Genomic DNA, 14,883 nt, shown 5'->3' on the forward strand with positions numbered 1-14,883 from the left:
CGTCGAAATCCAACAGTCACTTCATAGAGAAAGCGAAAATGTTGACATGCCATGTTTCATCTATATTGTCTTCAAATATGCAAGATGATGTGATGTCGGTTTCAAATGTGAGAAATGATGTCGAAAGCATAAATCCATTTTATGATAGAATACATCTTCCATCGTTATATCATCTCTTTAAAGACGCGAAATCTTTAATAATCATTTCGATTTGCTCACCGCGATGATCCCAAGTGTGCTGCAAGGCATAGCGGATGCGATCAGACGCATCTCCTGCATGATGGATATAATGAAGCACTTTGGAAACAAATTCATCATGAGAATGTCCGATTTCTACATAAGGATACATCTGTCTGCATTCGGGGAGATTGGTTGAAACGACAGGTTTTCCAGCTGCTAAATATTCATATGCTTTGACAGGATTAACAGCAGCTGTAAGTTTATTTTTTTGGAAAGGGATGATACAAACATGAAAAAAAGGGAGATAGTTCGCAAGCTGCTCATGCGCTTTATGTCCTAGAAAATGCACATTCGATTTGCCGTATGAACAATAATTCAAGCCAAATTCGGCTCCAATGACAACTAAATCAAGTTCCTCCCGCAGCAGCCGCCGCACAAGCCCTTCGTCAATCCATGGTGCCCATGCCCCTACATAACCTACTAGCGGCCTATTATTTTTTGGTAAATCACGTGGAAGGATGGACGATGCATGTTCTAGATGAAGTGATAAATCGGGATCGTAGCCATTTCGTACAATCTCAATACGCTTGAAGGGATAGTCCTTTCGCAGCCGCTCAAACAGAGGCTGTGACGTGCAAATAATGGCATTCGATCGCTTTACCATTTCCGGTTCATAGCGCTGCCATCTTTCCATTTCATCTACACAATCATAGATCACCCAATCTGGTTTCATTTTTTTGATATAGGGCGTTAATTTTGGCCACGTACACCATAGGCCAACCACATTTCCATACGTCTGTTTCAGTCTTGGATACTCTTCTCTTACCCATTTACTAAAATGATGAACAACATATAATCCTGGCATCATTTCTTCTACAGGCTTTTTTTGCGTTGATTGATTGCAATAAAAAACGGTATATCCTCTTTTAGCCAGCTGCTTGGCCAGCTGCTGCGGCCGTTGCTTCATCCATGACCAGTCAATCGTCGGGGGAAAAATAATCATGCTCACCACGATCCCTCCTCTTTACTCGGTCTTATTTCATATACTATGAAATAATAATCATATATGAAATAGACAATAAACCACTCCACTTAAAGTTTTATTTGGCATACTTATATACAAATTCAAAAATGCAACCACCAATTATGGATAAAAAAACAGACCCTGCTTTTCTCAATAGTCGAAGGAGGGCTATGTCTTCTCCCTTTCACGTGTCCAAGTGACGGAGATTCCAGTAACACTGCTTTCAAGTCTGTTTATAGGGTTATGAATATCGGTTCTTGGCTCGATCACCCAATCGTCGAAAAACGACATGATTTCCATGTTCATATAAATATTAAAGTTCGTGGTGCCAGATAAAATCGGCTCACTTGTGAGTCTTATACGATATTAAGAACGAACAGTATCTGTAAAAGCTCACGACTGGAAACGAGGCATCCTCTGCTCACATGGGGCAAATATGAGAGATCAAGTTATATCTATATCATTGCCCGTAATGCCTAATTAGCATCACGGGTATATTAAAATGTTAAATTACAGCTATCTTGAAAAATACTCTTTCATTAATATGACGACAAATGAGTCGAATTCGACAAAGAGCGATCTTCATCCTTTCAATGATGATGAAATTGTTCTGTCATGAAATTCTATTATAGTCGACTTCATCAAATTTGATACGATTAATGAAATCGTTTATCTACAACAATAAAACCAAGCATATACTATCACTGTATAAAATACAAAATGAAAGGATGGTTAATTTGGCAACAAACAACGGATTAAGTACACAACGAGAAAGATTAAGAGAGCAACTAGTTGCACTTTCACAGAGCTTAACAGCCACCAGTCTCTCTAATCGTGGGATAGATGTTTCCGCTATGTTAGACTTATTGGGCATCAATTTTAACGTATCTATTGGTACCTCTTCTTCCAGCCTCCTTAGTCCCAATGGGTTAGCACAGTATCTTAATAATGAGATTGCGGTCACGACCCCAAGTGAAGTCATTAGCGGAACACTTATTGCGATTCAAACCAATTATATAGTGATGGTGGAATTTGACGGTTCGTTAGTTTTGATCCCGATTGATAAAATTGAAGCCGTTACCGAAATTTAAAGAAAGGAGATTATTCATATGTTTAAGCTAACATTTAGAGAAGAGCTAGCAAATCGCGTCGGTCAACTAGTTGAACTTGAAACAAATAACTCGTTCATTTCAGGTATCCTTGGAAGCGTATCAGATGGTTTTATTATTGTCGTAGAATTTACCGGATACAGTAATGTTACACATACTGTTGTAATTGACGCCATTAACTTCATTCGCTTCCCACTAACTTCTTAAATACGCATGATGGCCAGTCAAGCTTCTTTTCTCAACCAATATCAATATTCTTTATAACATCGCTCCATTTGGAGTGGTGTTTTTTTGTAATACTCGCATCATGTTTACGAACATTGTAAATGCTAAAATTGTTGTAGAATAGACGCCCACTTTTTAATAAATCATTTAATATGAACACATCTTCATACAGTCGACCATCTTGAAACGTTTTAACAGGAAATCCTCCATTTTTTCTTAAAGAAGCAGTTCGATATATGCGAGGGCCCAATGGAAAGCGATAAGATAGCAGCTGCTTCTGTGTATGCACAGGCATCCCTGTACGAATTCCTTTAAATATCACATCACCGTCGTTTTGTTGCTTCCAAAATTTTAAGTTTCCATAAATAACAGACACATCATTTGAAATTTTCGCCAATAAAGGCTTTAACACAGTAAATGCATCAGGATCCAGCCAGTCATCAGCATCCAATTCCAATACGAAATCCGTTTTAATATGCGGCAACAATTGATTTAAAGCACGTGCTTTTCCACTGTTTTTTTGTCGGAAGCTCTCGATCGGAAAAATTTTTGTCCATCTTTCGATTTTTTGGTAAGAGCAGTCGGAGGATCCATCATCTATCACCAATACTTGATCAGGGGGAGTAGTTTGCGCTACACATGAAGCAAGCGCTGTTTCAATATATTGCTCCATATTATAATTAGCCATCATAATTGAAAGCGAAGGAGCGGCTATCTCATCGCTAGAAGAATTAAAGTATTTTTTGATAAATTCTTGCTTATAAAAATTTGTATGATTATCTATCTTTCGATTTTGTTTGACCACCTCTTTTGGAACCGCCATGGTTTTCACGGTTCTCACACGATTTAGCTGACTTAACCAATGAGGTAATATGGCTTCTTTAAACGGCACTTGATATTCTAATAAAAAAGACGTCTGCTTTAACAATTGCTTTTTTATAAAAAACGGACGTTGAATCATTAGACGACGAACATCGTATAAATAAGTAATCACCATATTATCTTCTTCTATTCTCAATGAAACGTTTTTGATTTTTTCAGTTAAATAATCTTGATCATACAAACATAGCACGTATTGACATGTGCTTTCCTCAACGATTTTTTTTAATGTTTTGCTCAAATTCTCCTCGACAATTTCCTGACACCCTATTCTGTCGTGAAAATCAAATGCATCGATTTTGAATATATGGTTTTTCCGTCTGATAATAGTCACCTTTTTTATGCGTGAACGAATATATTGCAATGAAACAATCGCCTTGGACAAAGCAGTTTGTGAAGTATAATCTAAAAGCAACACATGAATATCTTCCATGATCATCCCCCTATATTTCTTGCATCATATCTCAATATGCAGCCCTACAACTATTAAAAGTTTTTTCTTTTTTATTCCATATAAATATCATTTAAAATTTTCGAGAATCATTTCCGGAAAGTCAACAGTCAAAAACAAATCACACAAACGCGTGACAAAGACCCAAACAACACCGCTTTCAGACCGATACCCTAGTCTGTAAAGCGGTTCATTGTTCAGGAATCCGGTCATCAAGAAATAGCACGAAACCTATTATAAAAGACACAAATAAAAAGCTTAGTTTCATCTATACAGTTCTATGCTCAAGAACCACTCTTTTATTCTTTTTTTCGTCTTCTTCCGCATCCACAGCCTCTTCTCTTTTTTTTGTTTTCTTTCTCTTTCTTTTCAGCCGGTTCTGCAGACTTCTTATGCTTTTCTCGTGCCATCCTTTCTCCCCCTTCTACAAATAAATTTAACTTGAAATTTCAGCTCTTCGCTGTTCAAAAAATCAGTTCGTCTATTCCCAAAGAAGGCTTGGAGGGAGCACTCATGTCCAGCCGGACGGCCCAATAAATGGTTTGAAAAGCCGAAATACCAAGCTATTTCTATATAATCTTATGTTCATTCTTTGATAATGGTTAACAAAATCAACTATTCTACTAATTTTTCTACAATGGCTTCGATCACTCCAGCCATTCCCGCAATCGCCAAGATCATGATCACCGGTTCAAAAACGGCCGGAAAAAGCCACCCTCCTAAAAATAATCCTGCCGCACACCAAACTCCTGTACACCAGTAACAGCTTAAAAGCTCTCCTAGAAAGGCACGAATCCCTTTTCCTTTAATGACCACATATGTTTCTGTCACATTTTCAGCATTTGTTTCTACAATTTCCTCTAAAAAAGGTTTTCTAATAAAACTCGTTATTTGATCGTATACCAACAATCTAGTCAGCCGAAAAACAGCAAACGAAAAAACGAGCAGTTCTATATATGAAATACTGTTTAGCATCCCTTTCCCCTCACTTTCCTTATCATCATATGCAGGGAGGAATCAATTATGTTCAGCCAACTGCGAACTTGGGAATGGATCAATCCTCTCTATAGAATGGGCGTTCGAAGACAAATCTGTGGACTTTCTTTCCCACGCCAATATGAACCTGCAAAGCCATCGGCTCTTGGACATCGGACAATCGACAGTCAATCCAAGCTCTGAAAAGATGCAAATATGAACATCTTAAACCTCATCTCCCCTGAACGTATCGATACATCAACATGCCAAGTTCCATCTATATCTCCTGTCCATAAACAACAAAAACAGCCATCAAAGAATAGTCCTATTTTTATAAGAATAAAGCAGCAATAACCGATCTTCACACGGCCGAATCCTAAATGGCCGGCCCCAGTGAAGTAAAATAGAAAAAATGGGCACAGGCATTTGTATGTTTATCCAATCAAAAATCGGCACATTTGCATTATATGTATACAGGAAAGGAGGATATTTACCACGTTTCTATTCCATTTTGCCGCATTCCAATTGAAAAAACAGTTCATCTCAAAAGAAAAAACGGCCCTGTGGACCGACACTGTGACACATTGAAAGGAGGAGAATCCATTTGTCTGATAACAAAAAAAACCTGGAGCAAATCTCATCAAGCTTAGCCAAACTGTTTATTTTAGATGCATTTAATAAGCACAACGTAAGCAGCGAGCACAGACGGCAGCTTTCAGATGACGAAAAACAGCAGCTGAAAGCACTAGTAGGGAATTTACAAAACCAAGTAAATGAATTTCTCGAAAAGCAAAACCAACCAAAAGTCGCGAAAGCCAACAAAACTCCTGAACCCCCAAAAAACACCACTCTAAGAGATATGTTAAAAAACAGAAAAAAATCGTGACAAGTACGCAATAAATGGGTCAATCCCCTAGGGCAAGTATCATATACAAAAAAATCCTTTCCGCATTTAATAGTATTAAAAGAAAAAGGAGGAAAATAACTATGGAAGCCAGACCATATTCGTGGCAGGCTCACGGTTCCGCATGTCATCCCATTGAAAAACGGTTTGAGCCAAATAATTACTATAACAACAGATTTAACGTCTGTGATGATAGCGACAACAATTCTACAGCAATGCAAAATGCGGTTCAGAGAGCTGACACAGAGCAATTATCGTCAGAAACCATTATCGTTAAGGACTCTTGCGACATCGAAATCTCTTCTACAGAAACACAAGTAGCTGTCGCTCTACAAGTTGTTCTTCAAGTAGCGATCGCATTAGTCATTAACTTAACAATCGCTGACAGCATCCGTGCTGAGGCAGTCACACAGGAATTGCTACAAAAAGCAACGATTACTCAAGCAAACAAACAAAAATTGATCATCGAAAATTCTAAAAACGTCGTTGTTACTACTACAGATACTGATGTTGCTATCTCCCTCCAAGTATTGATTCAAATTCTCGTCGCGCTTGTTGTACAAATCGACATTCTCTAAATCTGTCAAGGCGAGGGTATTCGCCCTCGCCTTTGTACCTTTCCTCTCCCAGCACGATTGCTTTTGTATCATCGATTATGAATCAGTGTTTTATCATTTGGCTCTTGAGATTTTCTTTTCATCTGTCATTTCAAATCCAACATTCTTAGGCAAATCTATAACATAAAAAGCAAATCTTTTCCATGATAAACACATTTCTTTCTTGAATATTTTCCCTAATTTTTAGACAAATGCCCACACACTATAAAATGAACGCACATACTCTGTTAGGGACAGAAGGTCAATAAAACCAGTTATAAGGAGTTGAATTAAATGGGCCACGATAAGCATCATAAAGATTATAATTGCGTATGCAGAGCGGTTGAAGAAATTTTTGATGCGCAAGAAGCCATTGAAGAACAGTGCCCGACTAGCTGCTTCAGCAACTTGTTAAACCCTGCTATTTCTCCAGGAAGAGATACCGTTCCTTTTATCCTCTATACAAAAAAAGGAGATCCTTTCACTATTTTCGGAAATGTGGGCGGCTTTACTGGCGATATGGCATGCTTTAAAACGATTTTCTTCCGTGTTGAAAATATTAAAGACTGCTGCGCAACATTATCTTTATTAAGACCGGTTGATGGAGATGGCGAAACCATTAGTGTCTGCGATCCTTGCGATCCAGATTTCTTCGGTCTCGAAAAAACGAATTATTGCATCGAAGTCGACTTGCAGAACTTCACTGCTATTCAATGCTTACCTCCTGATTTAGTAGGCCGTGCGAGAGATACAAAAAAACACCATCACCACGGTTAAGAAAGGAAAATGGCTGCTGGTTCTACCAGCATTTTTTCTGTCAAGTTCCTAAAAATAGACTGCCCAATACAATGAGGCAGTCTATTTTCATACAATAAAGAAAGAAGCAAACAAGAAGATGGCCAAAAAAATTTTTTACCCTGCAGAATATATTTTATTCAGAAGCTTAATATTTGAATATTCAAAATTTCATTTTGCGCAAATTCCAATAACCGTAAATCGCCGCTTCTTCTAATTTTCACTCTGTTATCTTCTCTCTCTACAATCACACCTCGAATGTTTTCTGATTCTGTTTCAATGATACATAGCGCTTTAGGTACATAAGATGGCAAGTTCGTTAAATAATCGATTTTCTCGGCAACCGTCATCTCCGTAAATCGTTTCCGATGCTCACGTATATCCGTATCGCTCCATGTTTCTTCTTCTTGCTCTGCCTCTTCCTCTTGTTCCGTCACTTCTTCTTGCTCCGTCACCGCTTTCTCCTCTTCCGTCTCTGCTTCAGTTTGTGTAGCATCCTCAGCTTCTTCAACCACCATCTCATACTTTTCTTCCACTTCTTCTACATCTTTGACTTCATCTTTTACCTCTTCAACATGTTGCTCTGTCTCATCCTTCTTTTCTTTATATGGTGTTTCCGAAACATCCTTTTCCTTTTTTATAACAACTTTTTGCATTGGAGCATTCATTCTTTGAAAGCCCGGCTGCGCAATATACAACAATGGCTTAGGTGATGGTTTTCTTTTCATGCAATTTTCACCTCCTGTTCATGTTTATTCTATGCGTTCCCTCTCTTTTTTGATGACCAGAAAGTGAACAGGAGGGATTGTGCATGAAGTCACAAGCGTTTCGTCTTGTCTGTTGCTTAGAGGAGGAATTAGAGAGGCCTGATCAATCTATCGATAGAAGCGGAAACCGAACCATTCATCAGCTGGCAAAATACGAACGTTTTTCTGGAGGATCGAACAAACGGCATATGCAAACAGCTACGGTCGCATGAATCTCGTTCACTCGCTTTTTCGTCAGCGTGACAGAAGCCCGAACCACGCCGCTTTCATCTCCATTTCAAGGGACGGCGTTGTTCGGTCAGCGGATCATCCACGCGCTTCTTACCAATGGTAGTCTCCCACCTACACTTCAACTTAGAGGCGGGAGACTTCTCGATGAATATGTTTTAAACGACTTTATATAAGATCCATCGCCAGCACACATGATTTTTTCCTATATCTCGTTATGATTCAATGACGGTTAATTTTTCTTCCGCTTTTGTCCGCGGTCTGGCCTGTGGGATCGAAGCAGGGTAGCCAATATGTAATAGCCCAACAATTTTTTCTCCCGGCTCTACTCCTACTTTTTTGCGGAAAGATGGCGAATAAATATAGGCTCCTGTTTTCCATATAACGCCAATTCCTTTTTCCCATGCAGCCAGTTGGAAATTTTGGATTAAGGCACTTGTTGCCGCTAAATCCTCCTCCCATTGCTTTTGACGCGGATCTTCCTGCATGACGACTAATAAATGCGCTGGAATCGGTTGCAGCTTTTCTCTTAATAGATCAATATTCTTTCCATTATTGGATTCTTGAGCAATCGCATCAATCAATTTTTCTTTTCCTTCATTCACAAACAGTATAAAACGCCATGGCTCTCTTAATCCATGATTAGGCGCCCAAACAGCTGTATTCAATAATTCACATATCACTTCTTTTGGAATGGGATCTTCTTTAAACTCCTTAATCGACCGACGCTCTTTAATGGTATGAGCTACTTTGTATTCCTGCTGCATGGTGATCATTTATGCCTCCTTATGATAATAATAATGATTTTCAATTACAATTATTTCAAAATTGAAGGAATTTGTAAATGTCTTTCCCTTCAGCCTTTTCTTCACCTTGCTCCCCATTAGATATGAATTCCCCCACCTGCGTCTATTATCATTGCAGCACTTCTCCCTTAGATGCCTGCTGAGGCTCTATCACCAAATTGTGCCATATAAAGACGATAATAAGCTCCTTTCCGCCGCATGAGCTCATCATGGCTCCCTTCTTCAATAATCCGCTGATCCGCTACCACGGCAATCCGATCAGCCTTTTTAATAGTCGCCAGCCGATGCGCAATCACAATGGTTGTTCTTCCCTGTGCCAAATGATCCAACGCTTCTTGCACAGCTTGTTCGGTTTCTGTATCTAAAGCGGATGTAGCCTCATCTAAAATAAGAATAGACGGATTTTTTAAAAACATCCTTGCGATCGCGATTCTTTGTTTTTGCCCGCCTGACAGCTTCACTCCTCTCTCCCCGATCAACGTATCTAATCCATCCGCTTGACTGTAGATCACATCTTCTAATTGCGCTTTTCTTGCGGCTTCCCAAATTTCTTCTTCTGTTGCATCTAATTTGCCGTAAGCAATATTATCGCGGATGGTGCCATCAAAAAGATAGACATCCTGTTGCACAATGCCGATATGTGAACGCAGAGACTTTAAAGAAATATCCTGAATATCGATTCCATCAATCATGATGCGGCCACGATCTCGCTCATAAAATCGCGGCAGGAGATGGCAAATCGTCGATTTTCCCGAACCTGAAGGCCCTACCAATGCAATGGTTTCTCCCGGACGAATATGAAGATTTAAGTGATCCAGCACACGTTTATCATGTTTATAGGAAAACGACACATTCTCATAACGAATTTCCCCATGGACATGTGACAGCTGAAGCGCATGAGGGTGGTCCGTAATTTCTGGTTTTGTCTCTAAAAACTCGATAAAACGTTTAAAGCCGGCAATGCCCTTTGGATATGTTTCAATGACCGCGTTAATTTTTTGAATGGGCCCGATCAACACGTTGGCTAATAATAAGAAAGCGATAAATTCACCATATGTCATTTGCCCATCAATCACAAACCACGCTCCTGCCAGCAGCACAAACAAGGAAAGAATTTTCGTTAAAACATAATTCATGGATGAGTTATTGGCCATAATTCGATAAGAGCGCAGTTTTGTCCAACGAAAGAGATCGTTGCTTTCTTTAAATTTCGTAATTTCATGCTCTTCATTAGTAAAGGACTGCACAACACGAATACCGCTTACATTGTTTTCAACGCGTGCATTAAAGTTTGCAATATCGCCAAATAGCTGCGAAAACGCCGCGGACATTTGCTTCCCAAAATAAATCGTCAACAGCATAATAATCGGAACGAGAATAAAAATCATCACGGCCAGCTTGGGGTTCACCGCAAGCATAATCCCAAATGTGCCAAGCAACGTCATGATGGCAATAAACAAATCCTCTGGACCATGATGAGCCATTTCTCCAATATCCATTAAATCGTTCGTCATGCGTGAGACTAAATGTCCCGTCTTTGTGTTATCAAAATAGCGAAAAGAAAGCTTTTGAACGTGCTGAAACGATTCGTTGCGCATATCTGTCTCAATATTGATCCCTAATTTATGGCCCCAATACGTAACAACGTAGTTGAGCAAAGCATTCAAAAGATAAATGAACAACAGACCTACACAAGCCCATAATATTAGGCTCCAATTCCCGCTCGGCAATAGATCGTCTACCACTTGATTCACCGCAAGCGGAAACATTAATTCAATAATGGCTGCTAATACAGCACAAGAAAAATCAAGCAAAAATAATCTTTTATATGGTTTATAATAAGCGAAAAACCTTCGAATCATCTTTACTACCCCCTTTTCATCGAAGCTCTATATACATTGTACAGACTTCAGCGCTTCCCCGCCATTCACTCTTTCTCTCTATCGCCTTCCAAACTCGAATCAATTTTCAAATGTCGATAACAACCCATTTAAAATAGGTCGCGGACACCTAATGAATGATAATGAAAATCATTTTTGATTATAATTTTACAATCAAGCTCTTGTCAATAAAAGAAAACGTCTGGATTGATGCTGCGGCTGCCCTATTTTTTTAATCCTGCTGGATCAATTTATATGAACCTTCCATCAGATTCCGTGAGGCTGTCCAATGCTTATCCTTGACCGTTCCAAGGGGTTCTGGGATACTGAAAAAAAGCGGGAAAAGGAAAGAAACCAGAGCTTGATCATGCTGATTCCTTCACGTTAATGGAAATTATACTGTCCACTTTTCGGACCGCAGTGCACAAGCGCCGTTTTTCATACTTTTCCCTTTTGATTGCCGACTACTTTATGAGCAATATCTACTTTTTTAGTTAAATAATTACTATAATCAAAAATATATCATTATAATAAACCCAATCGGTCACAGCTATAGGATTGTAGTTATAAATTAACTTCATCGTAGAGTCCAAGTGTGAAGCAGCACCAGAATTATTTATAAAAAACAAAGATGATGAATGTGATGAATGCTTCAATAAGTAATATCACAAGGACATAATAATCGTTCATTTTATCATCTTTCGATAGGAATCTTTGACCTATATAATTTAAAATGAAAAATACAAAAGATGTCAATCAAAATAAGAAACAGATTTTCAAAAGGATTTTAACGAAGAGATATGTAAAATTTGTACTATTCATTTCTTTAGAAAGATCCAGATACTTATTGTTCCATTACCTCAACTAACGAAACTAGGAGGATATATATGAGCAACAGCGCAAAATTATTGTTTAGCTATTTAAAAGATTTTAAAAAGAACTTGTCCATCGCTTTTCTTTTATTAGTTGTTCTTTCTGCGATTACGGTACTTCCAGGATTAATCATTAAGAATATTTTTGATTTTGGAATAGCCAAAAAAGATTATCACTATGTTCTTATATTCAGTGCAATACTTGCATTCGTATATGTAAGTAAGAGCATGCTCAACTATTTTTCCAATGTAGTTTTTACAAAAGTAAGCCAAAATATCGTATTGAATATTCGGCAAAATATATCAACACGGCTACTGAAGCTACCTATGGAGTTTTTCCATTTTTACCCCAGCGGATATATTACATCAAGATTAAATGAGGTAAACCATATAGGGGGATTGTTTTCTGCCAACACCTTTAAAATTTTGCTAAGTTTTTTTGAACTAGTTGCTACCTTTATTATTCTGACAACAATTAATTCCAAATTAACATTCATTTTATGCCTGTTAATGCCAGTATATTATATAATTTCAAACAAATTCTTGTCTTCGATATTTCATATATCTACTGAAACTGCTGAAAAAAGTGCCGTTTTAAACAACAAAATACAGCAGTCCGTACAGGGGATCGAAGAAGTTAAAAATCTCTCAGTAGAGGATAAGGAAACAGAAAAAATCCATTCAGCAGCTAAAGATCTAGTGGCTGCCAATATTAAACAATCAATCTTTTATTCAATTGGTATGGAATTAATTGTTTTGGTTGGTTCGCTGTCTTCTGTTTTATTAATCGTTATGGGCGGGAAAGATGTCATATTGAACAACATGACAATAGGCGGATATATGGTATTTATGAACTATCTCCCTAGACTGTATTCGCCTATTCAAAATATATCGGCTACTGTTCTGACAATCCAGCCGGCATTAGTAAGTCTGAAAAGGCTTCATATATTTATGGAGCAAATAGGAGAAGATGAGGAGCAGAATAAAGTCAAAATAAATGATATTAAGAGCATTGAGTTTAAAGGCGTATCTTTCAGATATAAAGAAGACCAGCCCTATATCTTGAACAATGTAAGTTTTTCACTAGCCCCTTCTGATAATCTTCTAATAAAGGGGAAAAATGGAACCGGCAAAACAACAATACTTAGAATATTAATGGTATTATATAATGTGCAAAAAGGACAAGTTCTTATAAATGGAATACCGATTCATGACATCGATAAAAAATCGCTTCGGAAAAACATTGGCATCGTATCGCAAAAAATCTATTTATTCAACGATACAATTGAAAACAATATTAAATATGGTGTAGAAAACGTTGATTCGAATACTTATATGGAAGTGCTGAGAGCGACTGGTTTAGATGATATGATAGAAAAATTGCCTGATAAAGAAAAGACATTAGTCGGGGAAAACGGTAAAAATTTATCAGGAGGCCAAATTCAACGAATTGCTATTGCCAGAGCTCTTTTAAAAGGGGCAACCATCATCATGTTTGATGAAGCAATTTCTCATATGGATTTTAGCGGTAAAGAAAAGATAAAGAAATTAATCGAAAACGGCTCATCACATTCCATTTTTATCATTATAGACCATGGCAATGATTTTGAGTCAGTATGTAACAAAATCATCCACTTACATGCCCATTCCCAAGGAGAAGCAATCATGGCCACCAATTAGCAAAACTCATGATTTTATCGTAAAATTTGCAATGATGTTCACATGTTACAAATTGCCTAGATTTTGTGCTCTTTGGACAATTTGACTCTTCCCCGATCCATGTCCCAGCCTGTGAGAAAAATCCATCACTCCTTCTGCGTGTAAGGGGAAGTATTGGATACCCTGATGAAAAAACCGAGGCCGGTGCCTCGGTTTCTATCATTTTTTATTCTTTTGCTTTGAGCATAACCTCCCCCACCTCTACTCCGTTTAGAAGTGGGGTCTTCTCAGTGAATGTGTTAAAACAACAGTCGATGCTCCAGAAAGCATTCGTTTCATCTTATATAATAAAAATTTATTAAAATCCCTCTATCTTTTCCTTTTGTTTTTTTCTATAATTTTCAAAAGTCTATTATTTTATTCATTTGAGGTGAGGCGAATGATTCTATTCATACTAGCGAATATAGGTATCTTGCTGCTGATGCACTTATTCATTCAAGCCCTTTACTTGCAAAATGATGAAGAGAAATATTTCTCTGCTAACCAAGTCAAATGGCTGCATATTCTGATCGTGTCGTTGGCAACCATCAGCTTGTTTGATTTGCTGGCTATAAACAGCGGACAGAACTGGAATTGGCAAACGCTCCCCCTTGTCATTTTAGCTATGCTGCATGGTACAAACTATGCTCTTCCTGCCCTTTGCTTCGTCGTTGCGTGGAGGTGGATATTAGAAGGAGAAGGTACCTTTGCAAGCATTTTATTCGAATGGATGCTGCCTACTTTTTTATCCCTTTTATATTATCACTTCAAGCTCAAAAAAGGATTTCATTACATCCAAGTTTTCTTCCTCTTTTCTTTCATTTGGCTAATTTCCCAGTTTCCGATCCTTCATTTTTCTCCTTTTAATGGAGAGGTATTTCAAAAGGAAACATTCATTCATTTTCTTTCCTTTCAACTAGGAGCACTTCTATTGCTTTTCTTCATTCATTTAGGCAAAAAACAGCTCCAGCTTATAAGAAAGCTTCGATTTTACGCGGACCACGATCCCCTTACCCATTTATACAACATGAGAAAATTTGTAGAGGTCGTCAACAGCCAAAAACAAGGACCGTCTTATTATATCGCGATGCTTGATATAGATTTTTTTAAAAGAATTAATGACACATATGGGCACCAAAACGGGGATGAAGTATTAAAAAAACTAGCGGCCATCATTAAGGAGGTTCTTCCAGAGCGAATCATTGCTGGACGTTACGGGGGAGAGGAATTTATTATTTGCATCATGGTATACAGTGAAAAGGAAGCGGTTGCACTGCTTGAAAACCTTCGGATTGCCATTTCCCAGCACACTTTCTATACAATAGATGGAACAGAAATGCCGCATATCACCGTCTCCATCGGTCTTGCGCGATTAAATAGGCAAACGGGGATTGAAAAAGCAATCGAACAAGCTGATCAATATTTATATATAGCCAAGCAAATTGGCCGCAATCGAATTGTGTTTCAACAACCCACTATTCCATCGTAATGCCA

Annotated in this window: 14 protein-coding genes; 8 read left to right on the top strand and 6 right to left on the bottom strand. The window is 38.1% G+C overall.

Annotated elements, in window-relative coordinates:
• Positions 1 to 169: 169 nt before the first annotated feature.
• Complete coding sequence (locus GGQ95_RS15965; protein ID WP_244963775.1) at positions 170 to 1,183, bottom strand: glycosyltransferase family protein; 1,014 nt, start codon at positions 1,181 to 1,183, stop codon at positions 170 to 172.
• A gap of 758 nt (positions 1,184 to 1,941) precedes the next feature.
• Between GGQ95_RS15965 and GGQ95_RS15970 the strand changes: the two genes are divergently transcribed.
• Both GGQ95_RS15970 and GGQ95_RS15975 read left to right on the top strand, forming a co-directional pair.
• Positions 1,942 to 2,295, top strand: coding sequence for a hypothetical protein (locus GGQ95_RS15970; protein WP_183187139.1), 354 nt, complete (start codon positions 1,942 to 1,944; stop codon positions 2,293 to 2,295).
• Between the two features lie 18 nt (positions 2,296 to 2,313).
• Positions 2,314 to 2,520 (top strand): hypothetical protein, encoded by a 207-nt coding sequence (locus tag GGQ95_RS15975; RefSeq protein WP_183187140.1) that lies wholly within the window; start codon positions 2,314 to 2,316, stop codon positions 2,518 to 2,520.
• Between the two features lie 31 nt (positions 2,521 to 2,551).
• Here GGQ95_RS15975 and GGQ95_RS15980 read toward each other — a convergent pair whose 3' ends face one another.
• Together GGQ95_RS15980 and GGQ95_RS15985 are read right to left on the bottom strand one after the other, a co-directional pair.
• Positions 2,552 to 3,850, bottom strand: coding sequence for a glycosyltransferase family 2 protein (locus GGQ95_RS15980; protein WP_183187141.1), 1,299 nt, complete (start codon positions 3,848 to 3,850; stop codon positions 2,552 to 2,554).
• 633 nt (positions 3,851 to 4,483) lie between these two features.
• On the bottom strand, positions 4,484 to 4,843 hold the full coding sequence (locus GGQ95_RS15985) for a DUF1360 domain-containing protein (RefSeq protein WP_183187142.1): 360 nt from the start codon (positions 4,841 to 4,843) through the stop codon (positions 4,484 to 4,486).
• Positions 4,844 to 5,447: 604 nt separating this feature from the next.
• Here GGQ95_RS15985 and GGQ95_RS15990 point away from each other — a divergent pair.
• The 3 genes from GGQ95_RS15990 (at position 5,448) to GGQ95_RS16000 (ending at position 7,120) form a co-directional block, all read left to right on the top strand.
• Positions 5,448 to 5,729, top strand: coding sequence for a hypothetical protein (locus tag GGQ95_RS15990; protein WP_183187143.1), 282 nt, complete (start codon positions 5,448 to 5,450; stop codon positions 5,727 to 5,729).
• Positions 5,730 to 5,830: 101 nt separating this feature from the next.
• Entirely contained in the window at positions 5,831 to 6,325 is a 495-nt protein-coding gene (locus GGQ95_RS15995; RefSeq protein WP_080862768.1) for a spore coat protein, read from the top strand.
• Between the two features lie 312 nt (positions 6,326 to 6,637).
• Positions 6,638 to 7,120 carry a CotY/CotZ family spore coat protein gene (locus GGQ95_RS16000; RefSeq protein WP_044742782.1) on the top strand — a complete coding sequence of 161 codons (483 nt, stop codon included), beginning with the start codon at positions 6,638 to 6,640 and terminating at the stop codon, positions 7,118 to 7,120.
• Positions 7,121 to 7,278: 158 nt separating this feature from the next.
• Here GGQ95_RS16000 and GGQ95_RS16005 read toward each other — a convergent pair whose 3' ends face one another.
• A complete protein-coding gene (locus GGQ95_RS16005) occupies positions 7,279 to 7,866 on the bottom strand; it encodes a CotO family spore coat protein (protein ID WP_066148780.1) in 588 nt (195 codons plus the stop codon).
• Between the two features lie 83 nt (positions 7,867 to 7,949).
• Here GGQ95_RS16005 and GGQ95_RS16010 point away from each other — a divergent pair, with 83 nt between their 5' ends.
• On the top strand, positions 7,950 to 8,117 hold the full coding sequence (locus GGQ95_RS16010; RefSeq protein ID WP_156450527.1) for a hypothetical protein: 168 nt from the start codon (positions 7,950 to 7,952) through the stop codon (positions 8,115 to 8,117).
• A 231-nt stretch (positions 8,118 to 8,348) separates the two neighbouring features.
• On the opposite strand, the gene GGQ95_RS16015 is transcribed toward GGQ95_RS16010, so the two are convergent.
• A complete protein-coding gene (locus GGQ95_RS16015) occupies positions 8,349 to 8,909 on the bottom strand; it encodes a nitroreductase family protein (protein WP_044742784.1) in 561 nt (186 codons plus the stop codon).
• Between the two features lie 158 nt (positions 8,910 to 9,067).
• Positions 9,068 to 10,801 (bottom strand): ABC transporter ATP-binding protein, encoded by a 1,734-nt coding sequence (locus GGQ95_RS16020; RefSeq protein ID WP_183187144.1) that lies wholly within the window; start codon positions 10,799 to 10,801, stop codon positions 9,068 to 9,070.
• A gap of 905 nt (positions 10,802 to 11,706) precedes the next feature.
• Here GGQ95_RS16020 and GGQ95_RS16025 point away from each other — a divergent pair.
• Together GGQ95_RS16025 and GGQ95_RS16030 are read left to right on the top strand one after the other, a co-directional pair.
• Positions 11,707 to 13,371: an ABC transporter ATP-binding protein gene (locus GGQ95_RS16025; RefSeq protein WP_183187145.1), complete on the top strand. Its 1,665-nt coding sequence runs from the start codon at positions 11,707 to 11,709 to the stop codon at positions 13,369 to 13,371.
• Positions 13,372 to 13,789: 418 nt separating this feature from the next.
• Positions 13,790 to 14,878 (top strand): GGDEF domain-containing protein, encoded by a 1,089-nt coding sequence (locus tag GGQ95_RS16030; protein ID WP_183187146.1) that lies wholly within the window; start codon positions 13,790 to 13,792, stop codon positions 14,876 to 14,878.
• The last annotated feature ends 5 nt before the right edge of the window (positions 14,879 to 14,883 follow it).

This window comes from Anoxybacteroides rupiense (genome assembly GCF_014196195.1).
Classification (GTDB): Bacteria; Bacillota; Bacilli; order Bacillales; family Anoxybacillaceae; genus Anoxybacteroides; species Anoxybacteroides rupiense.